This window comes from Sphingomonas sp. PR090111-T3T-6A (assembly GCF_000383095.1).
Lineage (GTDB): Bacteria > Pseudomonadota > Alphaproteobacteria > Sphingomonadales > Sphingomonadaceae > Solisphingomonas.
In genome coordinates, this window is the sequence record NZ_AORL01000009.1 from 162,366 (window position 1) to 182,507 (window position 20,142).

26 protein-coding genes are annotated in these 20,142 nt (G+C 68.6%); 19 read left to right on the forward strand and 7 right to left on the reverse strand.

The genetic code is table 11. The features are described 5' to 3' along the window. Positions 1 to 84 precede the first annotated feature (84 nt). Together ST3T6A_RS19135 and ST3T6A_RS0102560 are read left to right on the forward strand one after the other, a co-directional pair. On the forward strand, positions 85 to 1,146 hold the full coding sequence (locus ST3T6A_RS19135; protein ID WP_019831321.1) for a sigma factor: 1,062 nt from the start codon (positions 85 to 87) through the stop codon (positions 1,144 to 1,146). Between the two features lie 64 nt (positions 1,147 to 1,210). Beyond that, the gene (locus ST3T6A_RS0102560; RefSeq protein ID WP_019831322.1) at positions 1,211 to 1,555 is read left to right on the forward strand and encodes a hypothetical protein; all 345 of its coding nucleotides are present in this window, start codon (positions 1,211 to 1,213) and stop codon (positions 1,553 to 1,555) included. A gap of 43 nt (positions 1,556 to 1,598) precedes the next feature. Here ST3T6A_RS0102560 and ST3T6A_RS0102565 read toward each other — a convergent pair whose 3' ends face one another. The 4 genes from ST3T6A_RS0102565 to flaF form a co-directional block, all read right to left on the reverse strand. Continuing rightward, positions 1,599 to 3,491 (reverse strand): HAMP domain-containing methyl-accepting chemotaxis protein, encoded by a 1,893-nt coding sequence (locus ST3T6A_RS0102565; protein ID WP_026359364.1) that lies wholly within the window; start codon positions 3,489 to 3,491, stop codon positions 1,599 to 1,601. 219 nt (positions 3,492 to 3,710) lie between these two features. After that, positions 3,711 to 4,328, reverse strand: coding sequence for a response regulator transcription factor (locus tag ST3T6A_RS0102570; RefSeq protein WP_019831324.1), 618 nt, complete (start codon positions 4,326 to 4,328; stop codon positions 3,711 to 3,713). Continuing rightward, positions 4,325 to 7,033, reverse strand: a complete 2,709-nt coding sequence (locus tag ST3T6A_RS21035; RefSeq protein ID WP_083937299.1) for a PAS domain S-box protein — start codon at positions 7,031 to 7,033, stop codon at positions 4,325 to 4,327. Before ST3T6A_RS21035 ends, ST3T6A_RS0102570 begins: the two co-directional genes overlap by 4 nt. 55 nt (positions 7,034 to 7,088) lie before the next feature. Then, positions 7,089 to 7,478 carry a flagellar biosynthesis regulator FlaF gene (gene flaF, locus ST3T6A_RS0102580; protein WP_019831326.1) on the reverse strand — a complete coding sequence of 130 codons (390 nt, stop codon included), beginning with the start codon at positions 7,476 to 7,478 and terminating at the stop codon, positions 7,089 to 7,091. Positions 7,479 to 7,625: 147 nt separating this feature from the next. On the opposite strand from flaF, the gene motA reads away from it, so the two are divergent. Genes motA through ST3T6A_RS19145 form a run of 13 tightly spaced genes read left to right on the forward strand, consistent with a single transcriptional unit; the run spans position 7,626 to position 16,947 of the window. Continuing rightward, entirely contained in the window at positions 7,626 to 8,507 is an 882-nt protein-coding gene (gene motA, locus ST3T6A_RS0102585) for a flagellar motor stator protein MotA (RefSeq protein ID WP_019831327.1), read from the forward strand. Beyond that, positions 8,494 to 8,826 (forward strand): STAS domain-containing protein, encoded by a 333-nt coding sequence (locus tag ST3T6A_RS0102590; protein WP_019831328.1) that lies wholly within the window; start codon positions 8,494 to 8,496, stop codon positions 8,824 to 8,826. The genes motA and ST3T6A_RS0102590 overlap by 14 nt, the downstream gene beginning before the upstream one ends. Beyond that, positions 8,823 to 9,188: a response regulator gene (locus ST3T6A_RS0102595; RefSeq protein ID WP_019831329.1), complete on the forward strand. Its 366-nt coding sequence runs from the start codon at positions 8,823 to 8,825 to the stop codon at positions 9,186 to 9,188. Before ST3T6A_RS0102590 ends, ST3T6A_RS0102595 begins: the two co-directional genes overlap by 4 nt. Next, on the forward strand, positions 9,179 to 11,329 hold the full coding sequence (locus ST3T6A_RS0102600; RefSeq protein ID WP_019831330.1) for a chemotaxis protein CheA: 2,151 nt from the start codon (positions 9,179 to 9,181) through the stop codon (positions 11,327 to 11,329). The genes ST3T6A_RS0102595 and ST3T6A_RS0102600 overlap by 10 nt, the downstream gene beginning before the upstream one ends. Next, positions 11,326 to 11,820: a chemotaxis protein CheW gene (locus ST3T6A_RS0102605; RefSeq protein WP_019831331.1), complete on the forward strand. Its 495-nt coding sequence runs from the start codon at positions 11,326 to 11,328 to the stop codon at positions 11,818 to 11,820. The genes ST3T6A_RS0102600 and ST3T6A_RS0102605 overlap by 4 nt, the downstream gene beginning before the upstream one ends. Continuing rightward, positions 11,817 to 12,692: a CheR family methyltransferase gene (locus ST3T6A_RS0102610; RefSeq protein WP_019831332.1), complete on the forward strand. Its 876-nt coding sequence runs from the start codon at positions 11,817 to 11,819 to the stop codon at positions 12,690 to 12,692. Before ST3T6A_RS0102605 ends, ST3T6A_RS0102610 begins: the two co-directional genes overlap by 4 nt. Further along, positions 12,689 to 13,729 carry a protein-glutamate methylesterase/protein-glutamine glutaminase gene (locus ST3T6A_RS0102615; protein ID WP_019831333.1) on the forward strand — a complete coding sequence of 347 codons (1,041 nt, stop codon included), beginning with the start codon at positions 12,689 to 12,691 and terminating at the stop codon, positions 13,727 to 13,729. The genes ST3T6A_RS0102610 and ST3T6A_RS0102615 overlap by 4 nt, the downstream gene beginning before the upstream one ends. Before the next feature lie 18 nt (positions 13,730 to 13,747). After that, positions 13,748 to 14,137 (forward strand): response regulator, encoded by a 390-nt coding sequence (locus tag ST3T6A_RS0102620; protein WP_026359365.1) that lies wholly within the window; start codon positions 13,748 to 13,750, stop codon positions 14,135 to 14,137. 4 nt (positions 14,138 to 14,141) lie between these two features. After that, positions 14,142 to 14,654: a chemotaxis protein CheD gene (locus ST3T6A_RS0102625; RefSeq protein ID WP_019831335.1), complete on the forward strand. Its 513-nt coding sequence runs from the start codon at positions 14,142 to 14,144 to the stop codon at positions 14,652 to 14,654. A gap of 25 nt (positions 14,655 to 14,679) precedes the next feature. Continuing rightward, on the forward strand, positions 14,680 to 14,976 hold the full coding sequence (locus ST3T6A_RS0102630) for a hypothetical protein (RefSeq protein WP_019831336.1): 297 nt from the start codon (positions 14,680 to 14,682) through the stop codon (positions 14,974 to 14,976). Between the two features lie 4 nt (positions 14,977 to 14,980). Then, on the forward strand, positions 14,981 to 15,838 hold the full coding sequence (locus ST3T6A_RS0102635; RefSeq protein ID WP_019831337.1) for a flagellar motor protein MotB: 858 nt from the start codon (positions 14,981 to 14,983) through the stop codon (positions 15,836 to 15,838). Positions 15,839 to 15,854: 16 nt separating this feature from the next. Beyond that, the gene (locus ST3T6A_RS0102640) at positions 15,855 to 16,280 is read left to right on the forward strand and encodes a hypothetical protein (RefSeq protein ID WP_019831338.1); all 426 of its coding nucleotides are present in this window, start codon (positions 15,855 to 15,857) and stop codon (positions 16,278 to 16,280) included. Positions 16,281 to 16,311: 31 nt separating this feature from the next. Further along, the gene (locus tag ST3T6A_RS19145) at positions 16,312 to 16,947 is read left to right on the forward strand and encodes a PilZ domain-containing protein (RefSeq protein WP_162140499.1); all 636 of its coding nucleotides are present in this window, start codon (positions 16,312 to 16,314) and stop codon (positions 16,945 to 16,947) included. Positions 16,948 to 16,954: 7 nt separating this feature from the next. On the opposite strand, the gene fliP is transcribed toward ST3T6A_RS19145, so the two are convergent. The 3 genes from fliP to ST3T6A_RS0102660 are packed head-to-tail and all read right to left on the reverse strand — an operon-like array spanning position 16,955 to position 18,231. Further along, complete coding sequence (gene fliP / locus ST3T6A_RS0102650; RefSeq protein ID WP_019831340.1) at positions 16,955 to 17,710, reverse strand: flagellar type III secretion system pore protein FliP; 756 nt, start codon at positions 17,708 to 17,710, stop codon at positions 16,955 to 16,957. Further along, positions 17,703 to 17,996 (reverse strand): flagellar biosynthetic protein FliO, encoded by a 294-nt coding sequence (locus ST3T6A_RS0102655; protein WP_019831341.1) that lies wholly within the window; start codon positions 17,994 to 17,996, stop codon positions 17,703 to 17,705. The genes fliP and ST3T6A_RS0102655 overlap by 8 nt, the downstream gene beginning before the upstream one ends. A gap of 1 nt (position 17,997) precedes the next feature. Next, on the reverse strand, positions 17,998 to 18,231 hold the full coding sequence (locus ST3T6A_RS0102660; RefSeq protein ID WP_019831342.1) for a FliM/FliN family flagellar motor switch protein: 234 nt from the start codon (positions 18,229 to 18,231) through the stop codon (positions 17,998 to 18,000). A gap of 138 nt (positions 18,232 to 18,369) precedes the next feature. Between ST3T6A_RS0102660 and flgC the strand changes: the two genes are divergently transcribed. The 4 genes from flgC to fliR are packed head-to-tail and all read left to right on the forward strand — an operon-like array spanning position 18,370 to position 20,141. Next, a complete protein-coding gene (flgC, locus tag ST3T6A_RS0102665) occupies positions 18,370 to 18,777 on the forward strand; it encodes a flagellar basal body rod protein FlgC (RefSeq protein ID WP_019831343.1) in 408 nt (135 codons plus the stop codon). Between the two features lie 11 nt (positions 18,778 to 18,788). Then, the gene (locus ST3T6A_RS0102670) at positions 18,789 to 19,109 is read left to right on the forward strand and encodes a flagellar hook-basal body complex protein FliE (protein ID WP_019831344.1); all 321 of its coding nucleotides are present in this window, start codon (positions 18,789 to 18,791) and stop codon (positions 19,107 to 19,109) included. Between the two features lie 5 nt (positions 19,110 to 19,114). Next, a complete protein-coding gene (locus ST3T6A_RS0102675; protein ID WP_019831345.1) occupies positions 19,115 to 19,378 on the forward strand; it encodes a flagellar biosynthetic protein FliQ in 264 nt (87 codons plus the stop codon). Between the two features lie 7 nt (positions 19,379 to 19,385). After that, positions 19,386 to 20,141, forward strand: a complete 756-nt coding sequence (fliR, locus tag ST3T6A_RS0102680; RefSeq protein WP_019831346.1) for a flagellar biosynthetic protein FliR — start codon at positions 19,386 to 19,388, stop codon at positions 20,139 to 20,141. The last annotated feature ends 1 nt before the right edge of the window (position 20,142 follow it).

Below are 20,142 nucleotides of genomic sequence, written 5' to 3' on the forward strand. Positions count from 1 at the left end.
ATTAACTTCTCATTAACTCCTAGAAAGTAGCCCGAGTGACGTGGGGAGGGCGGCGATCATCCGCCCCCGAACGGAGGGCACGTCATGTCGAAGACCACCATCGCTCTGGAATCGGCGGTCGCCGTCGTCATCGCCAACATGCCGAAGGACGAGGAAGGACGGGGCACGCCCCGCCAGCGCCATGAGGTCGACAAGGCCTTCGCCCGGATCATGAAGCTGATCGCCCCGCGCGTCCGCCACTTCATCCGCCAATATGGGCTGGCAGGCCATTGGGAGGATGCCGAACAGGTCTGCGCCATCGCCGTCCATCGCGCGATCCAGGCCTATGATCCGGCCAAGGCGCAGTTCACCACCTTCGTGAACTGGCAGATCCGCGGCGAGCTTCAGAGCCTCCGCTTCCGCCTGATGACCGACCAGCGCCCCTCCGCGCAGAAGGTGGACGCCACCACCGTGTCGATCAACTCGGTCGCCAACGGGCCGGAGGGCGACCAGACCACGCTGGAAGGCCTGATCCAGGACGAGAATGCCCATATCCTCGCCGAGACCGGCGCGTCGGACTATCTCGCCACCTCCGCGCTCCACGCGCTGATCGACAGCTATATCGAGCATCTGCGCGCTGCCGCGATCGAGCAGCTCAAGCGCCGCCCCCGCCCGAAGCGCCGCCCGGCGCAGGCCGACGGCACGCCCGCCAGCTATCTGCGCTCCTCGACTCACGGCATCGAGCCCGAGGAGCTGGAATCGCTCGAGCAGCGCCTTCAGCGCGACCGCGAGATCATCCACGGGCGCCTGCTGGATATCGATGGCAGCGAATCCTTCGAAGCCAACGGCATCTCCAAGGAGCGCGCGCGGCAGATCGCCAAGCGGGCGATCAAGACGATCGGCGAGATCGCCGGTTCGCACGAGAAATACAGGGTTATGGCGGATTACCGGAAGGTGGGCGTGCTGCGCAGCCGCGCCCGCTCGATCAAGCTGGAAAGCGGCGGCGCCCCCGCCAGCCCGGCGCCGCTCACCGTGGTGCTTCCCGACACGGTCCGGCCGTGCGCCGAATGGCCGCTCATCGCGGAAGAGGATTTCGACCGTGCCGTGATCGAGGCGGCCGAAGCGACCGGTGCCGTGATGCAGGCCGGCTCGCAGCTCCGCCACTGACGCCGCAGGAGCGCTCCCCATTTCACATTCCTATAAACCGTTCCTGCATTTCTCGGAGCAGCCCATGCAGACGAGCCTCCGGCAGCGCATGGTCGAGCGCGTGGCGCCCCCGCCACGGCATCGCGCCGGCGCCGCCATCCCGATCTACCAGATCGCGCTCCAGTTCGACGTCCGCTCCACGCTGCAACTGTGGCATGCCGCCGCGCAGCGCTTGCGGGAATCCGGGCTTTCGACGCCCGATATCGAGACGACGATCGGCCTCGCTTCCGATCCGTCCATCGCCGATTGCCTGGCGACGCTCATCCTGCCGCGCCATGCGCCGGGCTGTGACTTGATCGATGTGCGCATCGGGCAGAGCAGCATCGACGATCTGTTCGCGTCCCCCCTGCCGAACGCTTCCGAACATTGAGAATATCCCCGGCGGCGGTGGCCGCCGGGGATCGGGACGATGGTCAGAAATCCGACCAGTCGTCGTTGCCGGCATCCGGGCCGACCGAACGCCCGCCCGCCTGGGCCACCGCCGGCAGCGCCTTCACCGGCGAGACATAGGCTCGCGGAGCGGTTTCGGGGCGCGGCTTGGCCGCCGGCTTCTCCGCCTTCCGCGCCACCGGAGCGGACGAGTTGCGGACCTTGAACAGCGCCGCCTGCTCGGCCAGCGAGTTCACCTCGCGCGAGAGGTTGCGCGCGGCGGCGGAGGTCTCCTCCACCATCGCGGCATTCTGCTGGGTCGCCTGGTCCATCGAGCCGACCGCGGCGCTGATCTGCGTGATCGCGGCGGACTGCGCCTGATTGTCGGTGGCCATCGTGCCGAGCAGCGAATGGACTTCGGACACGTCGCCCGAGATATCCGCCAGCGCCCCGTCGACACGTTCCACGGCGCTCACCGCCGTGACGATGTCGGTCTGCGTCACGGTGAGCTGGTCGCGCGCGCGCTTGGCCTCTTCCTCGGCGCGCATCGCAAGCGAGCTGACCAGATCGGCCACCACCGCGAAGCCGCGGCCCGCATCACCGGCACGGCCGGCCTCGACCGCGGCGTTCATCGCGAGCACGCGGGTCTGGAAGGCAATCTTGTCGAGGCCTTCGATGACGGAGTCGATGCCGGTCGCGCTGGCGCGGACGCGCTCCATCGCCTGCACCGCTTCATCGGCGATCGAACGGCCGCCGCCGACGGTGGCGATCGCCTGATCGGCGCGCTCGACGGTGCGCGCGGCCGCCTTGGCCGTCGCCTTCAGGCGATCGTCGATCTGTGCAAGCGCGGCGGAGGTTTCCTCCAGGCTGGCGGCGTTGCTCTCGGTGCGGCGGGCGAGGTCTTCGGCCGCCTGGGCGATCTCGTCCGAGCCGGTGCGGATGCCCGCCGCCGTATCGGAGACCGAGCCGATCATCTCGCGCAGCTTCACGATGGCTTCGTTGAAGTCCGTCCGCAGCGAGCCGACCGACGCCGGGAAATCGCTCGACAGCTCGACGGTGAGGTCGCCGCTGGAAAGCGAGGCGAGGCCGCTGCCGAGCTTGGAGGTGACGAGTGCCTTCTCCTTCGAGACCGCCTCTTCCGCCTCCTGCTTGGCGACGGCCATCAGGCGGAACTGATCGACCGCCTTGGCGATCTCGCCCAGTTCGTCGGCGCGGTCGGAATGAGGCACGTCGACGAGGGCACCCTCCGCCAGCTCCACCGTCGCGTTGGTGAGTTCGCCGAGCGGCTCCACGAAGGTGTCGTTGAGCAGCTTCCAGATGAAGGCGAGGAAACCGATCGAGGCGAGGATCAGCGCCAGCATGACATAATGCATCAGGCTGGCGAAGCTGCTGGCCTTGGCGTGGGCGGCGTTGGAGCCGTCGATAGCCTTCTGGAGCAAGTCGCTGCCGTCGTCGAGCACGGTATGGGACGCGCGCTTGCCGTCGCTCTTGAGCAGATCGAGCGTAGCCGCGGGATTGCCCATCCGGCTGAGCGCGAGGGTGCGGGCGTTCACCTCCTCCAGCTTCTCGATGTCCGACTTGAGCTTCGCGATATCGCCCGAAAGGTCCGGGTTCGCGATGCCGGAGAGCGTTTGCAGCTCCTTCACCATGTTGGCGTGATTGCCGGCGACCCGCTCTTCCATCTCGGCGGTTTCGGCGGGATTGCGCGCATTCAGATGGGCGAACATCAGGATGCGATATTCACGGACATAGCCGACGATCCGCGCGAGCGAGGCGGTGGTGGGCACGTCGCGCTCGGCATTGTCGCGGCTCGCCGCGTCGATCACCCGATTGGAAACGACGGCCGTCAGCCCGAGCCCGGCCATGACCATCGCGATCAGCGCGAAGGCGAAGAACATCTTTCGTGTTAATCGCCAGTTGTTGAGGGCATCCAGCATCTTTGATCCTTTGCTTCTGATGAAGGGGCCGTACGGTGCGCCCGGACACGATCCTGCTTGGCGAGGTCGCGACAGCTCCGCGCGGGAAGCTCGTAGCCTTCATGAATTATAGGACGAGGAGAGGATGCCGACGGCGCGCAGCCGCACGAAGAGGCCGCCGCGAAGGACTATTTCAGGGCATCGCGGCGGCATTTGCCCCGCGACGGGCCCCGGCAGGGGTTATTTCAGGTCCATGCCGGCGGCAAAGGTGATCCTGAGCACTTCGGAAAGGCTCCGCACGCCCAGCTTCTCCATCAGATTGGCACGATAGATCTCCACCGTGCGGGGGCTGATCTCGAGCTGATGGGCGATCAGCTTGTTGGGCAGCCCCTCGATCAGGCCGTGGAGCACATCGAGTTCGCGCCCGGACAGCAAATCCAGCTTGGCGCGAGCCGTCTCGCGGCTCATCCGCTGCTGGCGCTCATGCTGGAGCTGGAAGAAGGCGCTGTTGACCGCGGTGATCAGCATCCGGTGGTCGCACGGTTTTTCGAGGAAGTTCACCGCACCGAACTGCATCGCCTGCACCACCGCGGGGATATCGCCCTGGCCTGTGAGCATGATCACCGCGAAACGCGCGGATTCGTGGGAAACGGTCTGGAGCACCTCCATGCCTTGCCGGCCCGGCATCAGCAGATCGAGCAGCAGACACCCCGGCTCCAGATCGTGCATCGCCTCCAGAAAGCGATCGCCCGAGGAGAACTCCCGGATCTCCAGTCCGGGCTGGGTGGACATCAGCCCACGAAGCGACGCCCGCACGACATCGTCGTCGTCGACGATATAGAGATGGCGCACGCTCATGCCGCCTCCTGCTCCGCCGCGTCGGCGCCCGGCACGGTGAAGCGCATGGCAGCGCCGGCGCCGGGCAGGCTCTCGATGGTCAGCGCACCGCCATGGCCTTCGATGATGCGGCGACAGATCGACAGGCCGATGCCCATGCCGTCCTTCTTGGTGGAGAAGAAGGGCTGGTAGCGCCGCGACAATACCTCGGCCGGGAAACCGGGGCCATTGTCCCACACCTCGATCTCCACCATGCCGCGCCCCGTCGGGCGGGACTGGATGCGGATCTGCGGCGCGCCGTCCGGCACGTCGGCCAGCGCCTCCAGCGCGTTGCGCAGCAGGTTGACGATCACCTGCTGAATCTGGACGCGGTCCACCCGCACCAGCGGCACGGCCTGGTCGATGTCGATGCAGATGGCCGCACGGCTTGCCGCCCGCCCGGCGAAGACGAGATCGACGGCGTCGATCACCACCTCCGACAGGCGCTCGACCCTGAGGCCGCCCGGCCCGCGCGAGGAGAAATCGCGCATCCGCCGCATGATCTCGCCGGCCCGCAGCGACTGGGTGCCGGCGAGCCGGACGAACTCGCGCACCTGCTCCCGATTGTCGCCCGCCTGTTCGAGCAGCACCTCCGCCGCGCCGAGGAAGTTCGCCGTGGCGGCCAGCGGCTGGTTCAGCTCATGCGCGAGGCCGGCGGCCACCTCCCCCATCGCGTGCAGGCGCGAGACGTGAATCAGCTCCTCGCGCAGCTCGGCGAGGCGGGTCTGGCTGGCGAGCCGTTCGGTCATGTCGCGGAAGAAGCCGATGAAGGTGCGCTGGCGGCCGATCCACGCCTCGCCGACGGCGATTTCGACGGGGATGTCCGCCCCGTTGCGATGAAGCAGGGCGAAGCTCTGGCTCTTGCCCTGCCGTTCGCCCAGCAACGGGGTGCCGTCGGTCCGGTGGCGTTCGGGCAGCAGCATGTCGATGCTGTGCCCGATCACCTGGCTCTCGCGATAGCCGAGCAGCTTCTCGGCGGTGGCGCTGAAGGTGCGGATGATGCCGGCCTCATCGGTCGAGATCATCGCGTCGGGCACCGTCCGCACGATCGAGCGAAGGATCGATTCCCGTTCGCGCAGCGCCGCCGCGCGCTGCTCGCGCTCGGACTGGTCGAACATCACGCCGATGAGCTGCACCAGCCGGCCGTCGGGCGCATAGACGCACCGCGCCGCGCCTTCGATCGCGCAGAGCCGTTCCCCCTCGCGCTGGCGACGCAGGCGGAAGTCGAAGCTCGACACGCGGCGCCCCGTCTCCCCGCCCGCCGGAATCAGCTCGACGTCGAACACCGAGCGCAGATGCCGCCGCCACCGCGCCAGCCCGCCCCGGAACGAACCCGGCGCCAGATCGGACAGCAGCTCGGCGGCGGAGGACAGGTTGAGCGTGCGGTACTTCGCATCCCATTCGAAAATGCCGATGCCATGCGCCTCCACCGCCAGCGACAGCCGCGTATCGCTGGCGCGCAACGCCTCCTCGGCGCGGACGCGGGCGGTGATGTCGGTCATGGAGAGCACGATCACCGGCTCCCGGTCGGTCGTGCGGTGGATGATGCGCGCCTGTTCCAGCACCACCAGCGGCACGCCGTCCCGGCGCTGCTCGAAAATCTCCTCCTCGCAGGGCAGGCCCGCGCGCAGGCGGCCGACCATCCCCTCCCAGCGGCCGGGCACGTCGATGCCGAGAAGCTGGTGCTTGATGCGCCCCCGCGCCTGCTCAGCAGAATAATGGTAGAGCCGCTCGCAGCCCTTGGACCAGTGCTGGATCTCGCCGCGCAGGCTGACGAGCGCGATCGGCATCGTGTCGAGCGCGCCCATCAGCTCGCTGTGCGCGCCCATCTCGACGCGGATGCGCGACCAGCTCCAGCACAGGATCGCCGCCGAAACGATGATCTGCACGCACAGATGGACCAGCTCGACGAAGCGGGGCGACGGCATCGAATAGCGCACCGCCCAGAGCAGCAGCAGCGCGCAGACGACGGGCGCCGTGATGCACAGCGCGAAGAAGCCGCGCAGCAGCCATCCCTCGATGCGCCATTTCCACGGCAGGTCCTGACGACCCGCGCGATATTGCCAGTGCATCAGCGCCAGCGACAGGCTCGCCACCAGCAGCGCCACCGGCATCGAGAGGATCATGCGCGGATCGAGCGCCACGAACCATGTCGTGCAGAGATAAGCGAGCCCGGCCGAGAAGCCCGACAGCGCGAGCGTGCAGGCGGCCAGCAGGATGGCCTGCTGACTCGATCGCCGCTCGTCCCTGAGCGCGAGGAAAAGGGCCTCGACGAGCAGCAGCAGGGCAAGCGGGCCGACCACGCCGCCCAGACCGATCTCGGCCGGCACCGGCCCCGAGAGGATGGCAGGAAGAGCCGCCGCCGCGCGGACCAGGGCGGCGACCAGCAGAAGCAGCGGCAGAGCGAGCCAGGGCAGCGCGATCCTGCGCCCCACGCCATAGGTCGCCGCCATCAGCAGCAGCGCCAGCGAGAGCGCGCCCAGCGCCACCAGCAAGGGCATGGCACGATCCACCTCATCCAGAAAGGCCGGCCAGCGATCGCCGCCAGCCGCGGCGGCCAGCCTCACGCCGCAGATCGCCACGGCCACGGCACCCCACAGGGCAGGCGCCGCGCCGATCGACCGCCGCAATGCCCGCTCGGGAACAGCTCTTCCCGGCAGGTTCATCGATGCCCCCGTTTCCGTCATGCGGATGACCGTCTCCTGTCGGAGGGTCCGATGCTGGGGAAAGTATTACCAATCGTTAAACGGGCAGGACATTCTCCGCCATCGGCGGGTGCGAGCCGTTCTCCATGGCGAGCCCCTCGATGATGGCGCAGTTCACGCTGATCAGCGCGTCGATCGAGTCCCGCTGGCGGATCACGTCGCTGGTGTAGCGCTCCACCCAGAGCGCCAGCGAGATGATGCTCGCGCGCAGCATCGCGGGCAGCTTGTTGCCCGGCGAGCCGCACAGGATGGCCAGCGTGCTCCACACCTCGCGGTTGCGGTGCAGAGGGCGCATCAGCGCCGCTCCTTTCAGGCCATTTTCCCTGGCCTGGATCATATCCCCGGTCACCTGGCTCATCAGCCGATATTCGGTGGCCCGCGGGGTCGCCGATATCGACTGGGTCCGGCGGTAGGCGTCAAGCGACATGGTCCCTCCGTCAACTAACCCCCCTATTTTAGGAAAAAGCGCGGCCATCGGATCGAGACCCCGCTTTTTTGTCGGTCGCGACCGTCGCTTCGCCATCCCTCCTATAATCATCAGGCGGCTTCTGCCTTTTTTATTTCGAGGTTGGTCATGCTCAATGGAATCGGCGTCGTCGTCGTCCTGATCTGCGTCTTCGGCAGCTTCCTGATTTCCGGCGGCAACATCATGGTCATCCTCCATGCCCTGCCGCATGAACTGATGGCGATCGCGGGGGCCGCGATCGGCTCGTTCCTGCTCGCCAATTCGATGGGCACGGTGAAGAAGGCCGGCGCCGGCATCCGGCGCGTCTTCAAGGGCCCGCGCTGGCAGGAGAATGATTATCGCGACCTGCTGGCGCTGCTCTTCGCGCTGCTCACCACCTTCCGCAAGGGCGGACCGACCGCGATCGACAGCCATCTCGACAAGCCCGAGGCCAGCCCGATCTTCTCCCGCTATCCGCGCCTGCTCGCCGATGCCGGGCTGATCGAGTTCATCTGCGACTATCTGCGCATGATGACGGTCAATTTCGAGGACCCGCATCAGATCGCCGAAGCCATGGAAAGCGACATCGAGCGCCACCATGCCGAGGAACTCCAGCCGCAGCACGCGCTCCAGATGATGGCGGACGGCCTGCCGGCGCTCGGCATCGTCGCGGCGGTGCTCGGCGTCATCAAGACGATGAGCTCGATCGACCAGCCGACCGACATCCTCGGCGCGATGATCGGCGGCGCGCTGGTTGGCACCTTCCTGGGCGTGCTGCTCTCCTACTGCTTCGTCGGGCCGGTGGCGTCCAAGCTGCTCCAGATCGTCGAGGCGGACCAGAAGCCCCTCGCGCTCGTGAAGACCGCGATCATCGCCCATGCGCAGGGCCTGCCCACGCAGGTCGCGGTCGAGCTGGCGCGGCGGATGACGCCCTCCAGCTACGCACCTTCCTTCAACCAGCTCGAGGATGCGCTCGACGAAGCCAAGGATCAGCTCAGTGCAGCCGCTTGAGACGCCCCCCGCCACCGCCCCGGCCGCCGGCCGCACGGTGACGCTGCCCGCGCACGCCGTCACTACGACGGCGGAGGACTTGCGCGTCCGCCTCGTCCTCGCCTGCGACGTGGCCGGCGGGATCGAGATCGACGCCGGCGAGGTGGAGAGCATCGGCCAGGCCGTGCTCCAGCTCCTCGTTGCCGCGAAGGACGAAGCGGAGGCCAAGGGCCTGCCCTTCTCCATCCCATCATCCAGCCCCGCGTTCGCGGAACGGGTGAAGGCGTGCCGCCTCGCCCCGCGCATCGGGCTCACCGACGAAGAGGAACCCGTCCAGTGACCAAGCTCATCCTGACGGTCGATGATTCCGCCAGTATGCGGATGCTGCTCAAGGCCTCACTCACCGCGCAGGGCTTCCGCATCGAGGGCGCCGAGGACGGCGCCGAGGGGCTGGAGCGGATGCACGAGGTGAAGCCGGACCTGCTCATCACCGACATCAACATGCCCAGGATGGACGGCTTCGAGCTGATCGAGGCAGTGCGCGGCGTGCCGGAATTCCGGGGGACGCCGATCCTCGTGCTCTCCACCGAATTTTCGGACGACAAGAAAGCCCGCGCCCGCAGCGCCGGCGCCACCGGCTGGATCACCAAGCCCTTCGACGCCGCCAAGCTTGGCGCCGCCATCCGCCGGGTGTGCCCGTGAGCGCCGGGGGCGACGACGGCCTGGACGAAATCCAGGGAATCTTCTTCGAGGAATGCGCCGAGGGGCTCGCCGTCGCCGAACAGGGGCTGTCGGCGATGGCCAGCGGGCAGGTCTCGGCCGACACGATCGCGGGCGTGTTCCGCGCGGTCCACTCGATCAAGGGCGGCTCGGGCGCGTTCGGGCACATGGCGCTGCTTGCCTTCTCGCACCGCTTCGAGAATGTGCTCGACGAGGTGCGCGGCGGCTCGATCCCGCCGGACGCGGCCGTGACCGGCATCATGCTGGGCGCGTTCGACATCCTCTCCGATCATGTCGCGGCAGCCCAGTCGGGCGGCACGCCGCCGGCCGACGCCCAGATGCTGGAGCAGCTCGACAAGCTCCTCGCCAACAAGGGCGCGTCCGCGGAGCCGGTGCCAGCCCCGGTCGCAGCGCCCGAACCGGCGGACGAGTTCGGCTTCGCGCCGGTCGTGGTCGATCTCGACATCCTCGACGATCCGTTCGGCTTCGAGCCGGTGGCGGTTGCCCTCGACGATTTCGCGGCCGAACCGGCAGCGGCGAGCGGCTGGACGGTGCGCTTCGGCCCCTCGCGCGACGCGATGGCCAATGGCGGCGAGCCGATCCTCGTGATCCGCGAGCTGGAGCGGATGGGCGGCACGATCCTCGACGCCGATCTCTCCGCGCTGCCTGCCTTGCGCGATCTCGATCCCGAGGAGAGCTACTGCGTCTGGACGATCGGCCTGCCCGGCACGGTCGAGGAAGCGGACATCCGCGAGTGCTTCGATTTCGTGGCGCCGGATTCGCTGATCGACGTCCGGCGCGAGGAAGCGGCTCCAATCGCACCGCCCGCGCCGGCGCCGCTGCCCGAGATCGCGTCCCCGCCCGCTGCCACCCCGACACTCCGCATCGTCGAGACCAGCGAGCCCACCGCCCCCGAGGCGAAGGCGTCCGAAGCGCCGCAGCAGACGATCCGCGTCGATCTCTCCAAGCTCGACCAGCTGCTGAACCTGATCGGCGAGCTGGTGATTCAGGGCTCGATCCTGTCCGACCGCCTCGCGCCCGCCGATCAGGAGCGCGTCGAGCTGCCCCAGCTCGCCCGCCTGACGCGGCAGATTCAGGACAATGTGATGTCCTTGCGCGCGCAGCCGATCCGTCAGGCCTTCTCGCGCGTCCCCCGGATGCTGCGCGACCTGATGGCGGCCACCGGCAAGCAGGTGGTGCTCGAAACCACCGGCGAGACGACCGAGGTCGACAAGGGCGTGCTGGAGAAGATCGGCGATCCGCTCACCCACATGATCCGCAACGCCGTCGATCATGGCATCGAATCCCCCGAGGACCGCCTCGCCGCCGGCAAGCCCGCCGAAGGGACGATCCGCCTCTCCGCCGAGCAGAAGGGCGCGCGCATCATCGTGCGCGTCGCCGACGACGGGCGCGGGATCGACCGGGCGCGGGTGCGTGCCAAGGCGATCGAGAAGGGCATCGTCTCGCCCGACGCGGTGCTGACCGACGAGGAGATCGACAACCTGATCTGCGCGCCGGGCTTCTCGACCGCGGAGACTATCTCCAACATCTCCGGCCGCGGCGTCGGCATGGATGTGGTGCGCAGCAATGTCGAGGCGCTCGGCGGCCGGGTGGAGATCCACTCCATCCCCGGCGAGGGCACCAGCTTCACCATGGCGCTGCCGCTTACGCTGGCCATCCTCGACGGCATGATCGTGCGGCTGGCCGACCAGCGCTTCGTGCTGCCGCTCTCCAACGTGGTGGAGACGGTGCAGCCGGTGGCGGGGCAGGTGAAGCGCGTCTCGCCCGGCTCCGAGGTGATCGAGCTGCGCGGCGCCTATCTGCCGATGCGCCGCGCGAGCGATCTGTTCGGCATCGCCGAGCATCAGCGCCGCGCACCCGAGGAATCGGTCGTCATCATCGTCGAGAGCGGCACGTCCGGCCTCGTCGGGCTGATGATCGACACGATCGAGAACCGCCGCGAGGTCGTGATCAAGAGCCTCGAGGACAATCTCTATCCGATCAAGGGCCTCGGTGGCGCGACCATCCTCGGCGACGGCTCGATCGCACTCATCCTCGACATCGATGCCCTGATCGCATCGCCCGGTTTCAGCAAATTCGCACCCAAGGGAATGGCCGCATGAGCAGGATCGAAGAACCCGGCATCGACGAGCGCAAGGTCGTCACCTTCACGCTGGGCAACCAGATGTTCGGCATCGACATGCGCGCGATCGTCGAGATCCGCGAATGGGAGGAGCCGACTCCGCTGCCGGGCGTGCCCTCCTACATCCTCGGCGTCACCAACCTGCGCGGCGCGGTGGTGCCGGTCATCGGTCTCGCCGAGCGTCTGGGCTGGACACCGAGCCCGATCCACGCGCGCTCCTGCGTGCTGGTGGCGCATGTTGGCGGCAAGCAGGCGGGCTTCCTCGTCGACGAGCTGGCCGACATTGTCGTCATCAACGGCGCCGACATCCAGCCCGCGCCCGATACCGGCGTGAACGAGAGCAATGTCGTCGCCGGCCTCGCCCGGATCGAGCGCCGTCAGCTCGGCAGCGAGGCGAACGACGCCATGGTGCTGCTGCTCGACCTCGACGCGATCAGCCTCGTCCGCCAGCTCGCCGACATCGCCGCGTGATCGAGGCCGCCGCCCCCGAAGCCGACGCGCCCGCCTCCGCGCTCGCGGGCGGCGCGACGCTCGACCCGGCCGAATTCCGGGCGATCGCGGCGATCCTGCACGAGGAAGCGCGCATCCACCTGCCGGACAGCAAGGTGACGCTGGTGCATTCGCGGCTGTCGCGGCGCTTGCGCGATCATGGGCTCGGCCATTTCCGGGACTATGTAGCGCTGGTCCGCCGCGACGCCGCCGAACGCGCGGTGATGGTGGAGGCACTCACCACCAACCACACCCATTTCTTCCGCGAACAGCATCATTTCGATCATTTGCGCACCCATGTGCTGCCCGCGCTCCGCCAGCGCGCCGAGGCGGGTCAGCCGGTGCGGATCTGGTCGGCCGGCTGCTCGACGGGCGAGGAAGTCTATTCCATCGCCATGACGCTCGCGGGCACCGACCGGGACACCGACTGGCTCGCCCGTGGCCAAGTGAAGCTGCTCGCCACGGATATCGCGCCGCAGGCGGTTGCGGCGGTGGCGCGTGGTGTCTATGACGACACGGCCGTCCGCCCGATCCCGCAGGCCTATCGCTCGCGCTGGCTGCACACGGAAGGCGCCGAGCATCGGATCGCCGACGAGCTGCGCGCGCTGGTGACGGCGCGACCGCTCAACCTCTTCGCGGACTGGCCGATGCGCCAGCGGTACGACGCGATCTTCTGCCGCAACGTGATGATCTATTTCGACGATGCGGCGAAGGCCGAGCTGGAGGCGCGTCTCGTCGGCCTGCTGCGGCCGGGCGGCCATCTCTATATCGGCCATTCCGAGCGACTGATCGGCCCCGCCACCGCCGCGATGCGCCCCGTCGCGCAGACCGCCTATGTGAAGGAGGCGGCATGATCCCCGCCGCCGATGCCCCCGTCCGCGTGCTGGTGGTCGACGACAGCGCATCGATGCGCGCGATGCTGAACCGCATCCTCTCGGCCGACCCCGCCATCGAGGTCGTCGGCCTCGCGCCCGAGCCGCACGCCGCACGCGCGATGATCAAGGAGCTGAACCCCGACGTCGTCACCCTCGACGTCGAGATGCCGGGGATGGACGGGCTGTCCTTCCTCGAACGGATCATGCGCCTGCGCCCGATGCCGGTCATCATGTGCTCGACGCTCACCGCGCGCGGCGCGGAGGTGACGATCGAGGCGCTGCGGCTGGGCGCCGTCGACTGCATCGCCAAGCCGACCGGCAACCCGCTGGAGATCGCGCAGGACGGTGCGCGGCTGCGCAAGATGGTGAAGGAGGCGGCCCGCGCCTCCGTCCGTCCGGGGCCATCGCCGGTGACGCCCGTGGCCGCCGCGCCGGCCGGCACGTGGCGCGACATGGTGATCGCCATCGGCGCGTCGACCGGCGGGGTGGAGGCGCTCTTCTCGCTGGTCCATGCGCTGCCGGCGGACTGCCCGCCGGTGCTGGTGGTGCAACACATGCCCGCCGCCTTCACCCGAGGCTTCGCGGCGCGGCTCGACCGGGACGCCCGCGTCACCGTCATCGAACCGGCCGACCGCACGCCGTTGCGGCGCGGAACCGTCTATATTGCTCCTGGGGGGGCAACCCACATGGAACTGTCCGGCGACAGCACCGGGCATATCCGGCTGCGGGCGGCGGAGCCGGTCAGCGGCCATCGGCCGTCGGTCGACGCGCTGTTCCGCTCCGTGGCGCCACTCGGCGCCGCGGCGGTGGGCGTGATCCTCACCGGCATGGGCCAGGACGGGGCCGAGGGACTGCTGGAGATGCGCCGCGCCGGCGCCCGCACGTTCGGCCAGAACGAGGCGAGCTGCGTGGTCTACGGAATGCCGCGCGCGGCCTTCGAGCTGGGCGGGGTCGAACGCGAACTGAGCCTGTCCGCACTGCCCGAGGCCATCCTCGCGGCATGTCGGGCGCACTAGGATTTTTGGGAGCAAGTCATGCCGGCAGCGTCAGCAATACGGGTCATGGTCGTGGACGACCAGACGAGCATGAGGGCGATGATCCGACGCACCCTCCAGGATCTCGGCTTCAAGGATGTCCGCGACAAGGCCGGCGCCGCCGAGGCACTGGCGGCGATCAAGTCGGATCGCGTGCATCTGGTGATCTCGGATTACAACATGCCCGACATGGACGGTCTCCAGTTCCTGGAGGCGGTGCGCGCCGATCCGGTGATCGGCAAGACCGTCTTCATCATGCTGACGGGCTCGGCCGATCGCGAGGTGGTGCAGAAGGCCGCCGCGCTCGGCGTGAACAATTATGTGGTGAAGCCCTTCGCCCCCGCCGCGCTCAAGGAGAAGATCGAGCGCGTGTTCGGGGAGCTGAACTGATCCTATGCGCCGCATCCCCATCGTCCAGGGCGAGCACAGGGTCGTCGCCGAACCGGGCGTGATCATCTCGACGCTGCTCGGGTCCTGCGTGGCGGTCTGCCTCCAGGACCCTCAGGCGCGGATCGGGGGGATGAACCATTTCCTGCTCGCGGAGCCCGGCGACGAGGTGCCGCCGGCCGAGCAGCAGCGCTACGGCATCCATGCGATGGAATTGCTGATCAACGCGATGATGCAGGCGGGCGCCTCGCGCAGCCGGCTGCGCGCGCATCTCTATGGCGGGGCCAACATCATCGCCGGGCTCGGCCGGATCGGCAGCAGCAACGCCGCCTTCGCGCGCCAGTTCATGGCGGCCGAAGGGATCGAGATCGGCCGCTGCGAGCTGGAGGGCACGCACGCCCGCAAGGTGGAGTTCATGCCCTACGAAGGGCGGGTGCGCTCCACGCTGATCGACCGGGCGCCGCCGCTGCGCGCGCTGCACGCGGCGGGCGATGCCGGCGGCGATGTCGAGCTGTTCTGACATGGCCGGAAACGAAGGATTGGGGATGATCGAGGAACGAACCGGCCCCGCGCACGGCGCGCTCTGCGCGGCGATCGCCACGGAGATCCGCGACATGCGCGCGCTGATCGACGGCCTCGCCACCCTGCTGGCCTCCGACGCGCGCTTCGCCATGGAATATCTGGAGCAGTTCCAGCTCTTCGACCTCCTCGCCCAGCGCGCCGACGAGAGCGCGGCCGTGCTTGACCGGATCGCCGCCGGCCTGTCGGCGGCGGAGGCGGTCGCCCCGGTGCGGCTCACTGCCGTGCAGACCCGGCTCAGCGCCGCCCTCGCGGAGGTTTGACGAGATGGCCCGGTTCGACAGCGAGGACAGCGCGCCCGTCATCATCCGCCGCCGCCGCAAGCCGAAGCACGCCGTCCATCACGGCGGCGCGTGGAAGGTCGCCTATGCCGATTTCGTGACGGCGATGATGGCCTTCTTCATGCTGCTCTGGCTGCTCTCCAACCCGGACAAGACGCGGCTCAAGGGGCTGGCGGAATATTTCTCGCCCGCCACCACCAATTCCGTGCCCGCCGTGCTCACCACCGAGCCCGGCCCGCAGCCCGGCCTCGGCGGCCATGCCCGCCGCGCGCAGGCCAATGACAAGGACCCGGTCGGCCAGCCCTCCGCCGAAGCGGGGGCCAAGGGTGCTGCGCGTGGCGGCACCGCCGACATCCCCGATTCCGCCCTGCGCGTCTTCGCCGACGAGATGCTGGTCGCGCTCGAAGCCCAGCCCGACAGCCAGCATAATGTGCAGGTGAAGCCCGATCGCGACGGTGTGCGCATCAACCTCGTCGATTCCGCGAAGCGCACCATGTTCGTGGGCACGACCGCCCAGCTCAACGATTATGCCCGCGCGCTGCTCGGCCGGATCGCGCAGAAGCTCATCAAGTCGGGCGCGCAGATCGCGATCGAGGGCCATACCGATTCCATTGGCGGCCAGAGCGACGCCAACTGGCGCCTGTCGGGTGAGCGGGCTCTGGCCGCACGCTCGGCGATGATCGCCGCCGGCCTTCCCGCCGATCATTTCACCGCGGTCACCGCCAAGGCGGGCACCGAGCCGATCTACACCGATCAGCCCGAGCGCCCGGAAAACCGCCGCATCACCATCGTCGTCATGGCCGAGCCCCCCGTGCTGCCGCGCGACGCGAGCTTCCAGTTCTAGGCCGGGGACAGAGACGATGAAGAAAGCCCTGCTCTCCGCGCTGATCCTGATCGCGGGCCTCGGCACCGGCGGCGCCGGCGCGTTCGCCACAAGCCTGGTGATGGCCGACCGGCACGCGCAGGCCGAACGGGACACCCGGTTCGTGTCGACCGGCCCCATCATCGCCCCGCTCGTCTTCGCGGACGGGCGCCTCTCGGGCTATGTGACGTTCGAGGGCCAGATCGAGGTGTCGAGCGAACAGGCCGAAAGGATACGCAAGAACATGCCGCTTCTGCTCGACGCGGTGAACATGCGCACCTATCGTACGCCCATGGCCAGTGGGCCGGATGGACTGGTGCCGGGTGTCGACGCCTTCCGCCGGGTGTTGCTCGACGCGGCGGTGCAGACCTTCGGCCGGGAAACGGTGCGCCGCGCGATCGTTACCCAGGCGACGCCGGCCTGAGACGCGGGATCGAGCCATGCAGGAGGAGGCCATGCCCACACGATCCTCGCCTTCCGCTCCCCAGCGCGGGCAGGAGCGGCGCGACCCGCGCGCGCTGACGCTGCTGCTTGTCGGCCGGATCGTCGGCGAACGGACGGACGGCCTCTGCCGCGTCCGCAACATCTCGGCGGGCGGGCTGATGGCCGAGGTGTTCACCCGGTTCGAGACCGGGGACGCCGTGCAGATCGAGCTGCGCAACGGCCAGTCCGTTTCGGGCAGGGTGCGCTGGACGAAGGAAGGCGGCCTCGGCGTCCAGTTCGACGAGCGGGTGGAGGACCTCCGCCAGATCCTCGCCGAGCCCCGGCCGGCACCGCAACGGGCGGGCGTCCGGCAGATCCGCGCGCCGCGTCTCGTCACCGATTGCAGCGCCGACATCCAGCTCGACGGGCATCATCATCACGCCGCCGTCGCCAACCTGTCGCAGCGCGGCGCGCGGATCGTCACCGCCACGGCGCTGGAACCCGACCAGCTTCTGACGCTCGCCATCGCCGGCCTGCCGCCGGTGTCGGCCGCCGTCCGCTGGGCGAAGGACGGCGAGGCGGGCCTGAGCTTCCTCACGCCGCTGGCCTTCGCCACCCTCGCGCGCTGGCTGGACGACCCAGCGCTCCGCTACAACCGGCGCGGCTGAACCGGGATCAGCCCACCCCGCCGAAGCTCTTGACGAGCGAGCCCGCCACCAGCGCCCAGCCGTCGACCAGCACGAAGAAGATGATCTTCATCGGCAGCGAGATCGTCGCCGGCGGCAGCATCATCATGCCCATCGCCATCAGCACCGCCGACACCGCGATGTCGATCACGAGGAAGGGCAGCAGCAGCAGGAAGCCGATCTCGAACGAGCGGCGCAGCTCCGAGATCATGAAGGCCGGGATCACCGTCGAGATCGGCAGGTCGGCGCGCGCCACCGGCGGCTTGCCGGAGAGACGGACGAACAGGCGCAGATCGTCGTCGCGGACATGCTTCAGCATGAAGTCCTCGAACGGCCGGGAGGCCCGGTCGAAGAGCTGCGCCTCGGTCAGCCGTCCCTGATTATAGGGCACCACGCCCTGCCGCCACGCGGCGTCGAAGGTCGGCCCCATCACGAAGAAGGACAGGAACATCGCGAGGCTGATGATCACCGGGTTCGGCGGCACGCCCTGCGCGCCCAGCCCCGAGCGCAGCAGCGACAGCGCCACGACGATGCGGGTGAAGGAGGTGACGGTCATCAGGATGCCGGGCGCGAGGCTCAGCACCGTCAGCGTCAGCACGAGCTGGATCGCCCGGCCGGAAAGCGCCCCCGGCCCCAGATTGGCGGTAAGGTTCTGCCCGTTGGCGGCGATGCTCTGGGCCAGCGCCGGTTCGGCCGCCAGCAGCAGGACGGGCAGCAGGATCAGCGGAATGAGCGCCTTACGCATCGGCGAGGCTCCTCGGAGAGGTGGGTTTGGCGGCGTCGAGCAGCAGCAGGCCTTCGGGCGCGATCAGCACGGTGTGCTCGCGATCGCCGGCGCGGATCAGCGCCACCGAGCGCCGCCCGTCGAGCGCCAGCCGCTCGACCACCGCGAGCCGCCGCTCCTGCGGCCCCGCGAGGAAACGCGACGGCAGGCGGATGTCGTAGCGGCGCACCGCCCACAGCGCGCCGCCCAGCATCCCGAGCACGATGCCCAGCGCACCGAGCGTGCGCAGCACGGAAAGGATGTCCATCTCAGGGCGCCTTCCGGATGATCTCGGTGATCTCCAGCGACATGCGCTCATTCTCGACGAGGATGCGCCCCTGCGCGACCAGCTCGTCGTTCACATAGACCAGCGTGGGATCGTCATGCCCGCAATCGAGCGGGATCATCGCGCCACGGCTCATCTTCAGCACCTGACGGATCGGCACATGGGTCGATCCCAGCACGATCGACAGGTCGATCGGTATTCCCTCGAGCACGGACATGCGGCTCTCCTTCCGGGATTTGTTATAGGAATAAATTTCCGGGATCAGCCGGAACCCGGCAAGAAATGCCTATAAGGAAAATGCCGGGAGGACGGGGCGGGACCACGCGCGTCCAGGGGCCGGCAGCGAGGAGGATTTATGGATCTCAAGACGTCGATCGGCGTCTCCGCGTCGGGCCTGCGCGCGCAGTCGCTCCGGATGCGCATCATCGCCGAAAACCTCGCCAACGCGGATTCGGTGGCCAAGACGCCGGGCGGCAATCCCTATCGCCGCCGCGTCGCCACCTTCCAGTCGGAGGTCGACAAGGCGACCGGCGGCACGATGGTGAAAGTGGATTCCATCGTCGGCGACAAGTCCGACTTCAACCGCATCTACCAGCCCGGAAATCCGGCGGCGGATGCGTCGGGCTATGTGCTCCAGCCCAATGTGAACAACCTGATCGAGACGGCCGACATGAAGGCCGCCCAGCGCTCCTACGAAGCCAATCTCAACGCGATCGAGTCCGCGCGCGACATGACGATGCGCACGCTCGATCTCATCAAGTGAAGGGACACGCCATGTCGATCAGCAGCCTCGACGCCGCTTCCGCCTATAATCGCGTGCTGGGCGCGGCATCCGCCCCGTCCTCGACGCCGGACGACACGGCCGCCGCCTCCCCCGCCGCCAGCTTCGGTGGCATGGTGGAAAGCCTCGTCGGCGAAGCCTCCGGCTCGCTGCGTCAGGCCGAAACGGCAAGCGCCAAACAGGTCGCCGGCAAGGGCGATCTGGTGGACGTCGTCACCGCGATCGGCGCGGCGGAGACGGCGCTCAACACCGTCGTCGCCGTGCGCGACCGCGTGGTGAGCGCCTACACCGAAATCATGCACATGCAGATCTGACGGCGATGGACGCCTTCCAGGCCGCCGAGTTCGCCAAGGCATCGCTGGTGCTGACGCTCACGCTGGCCGGCCCGATGCTGCTCGCATCGCTGGTGGTGGGCGTCACCGTTGGCCTGTTCCAGGCGCTGACGCAGGTGCAGGAGAGCACGCTCACCTTCGTGCCCAAGATCGTGGCGATCGGGGTGGTGCTGCTGCTCTGCCTGCCGCTGATGGGGCATGCGCTCTCCACCTTCATGGCGCGCGTGGCCGACGCGATCATCGCGGGCTGAGCGCGCCATGGCGGACCTCCCCTTCCACGCGACGGCCTTCCTGCTCCTGTTCGCGCGGGTGGGGGCGGTGGTGATGCTGCTCCCCGCTTTCTCGGACGACGGAATGCCGGGGCAGATCCGGTTGATGCTGGCGATCGGGATGACGCTCGGCCTCTACGGCCTGCTCGACTGCAAGGTGGCGGCGGCCAGCGCCGACGAGGCCGGCCTCGCCGCCACCGTGATCGCGGAGATGCTGGTCGGCATCGCGATGGGAATGATCGTGCGCATCCTGTTCAACACCGCCGCGATGGCGGGCGGGCTGATCAGCGTGCAGGTCGGCCTTTCCTCGACGCTGATCGCGGACGCCTCGATGGGCGGGCAGGTGCCGCTGCTCGCCAAGTTCATCACGGTCGCGGCCACCGTCTCCTGCATGGCGCTCGGCGTCCATCATCTCTGGATCGGGATGATCGTCCATTCCTACGACCTGTTCCCGGTCGGCCATCTGCCGCCGGGCGGGGACTTCGCCCAGCTCGCGATCCAGGCGACGACGCGCGCCACGGGGCTCGCGCTCGGCATGGCGGCGCCGCTGATCGCCTACGGCATCCTGTTCAACGTCGCGCTCGGCATCTCCGCGCGGGTGGCGCCGACGATCCAGATCTTCTTCATCGCCCAGCCGCTCAACATCCTGCTCGGGCTGACCCTGCTCGCGGGCACGCTGGGCGTCGCGCTGACCGGCTTCAGCCAGGCGATGGCGGCCTTCATGCGGACCGGCTGGGCCTTCTGAC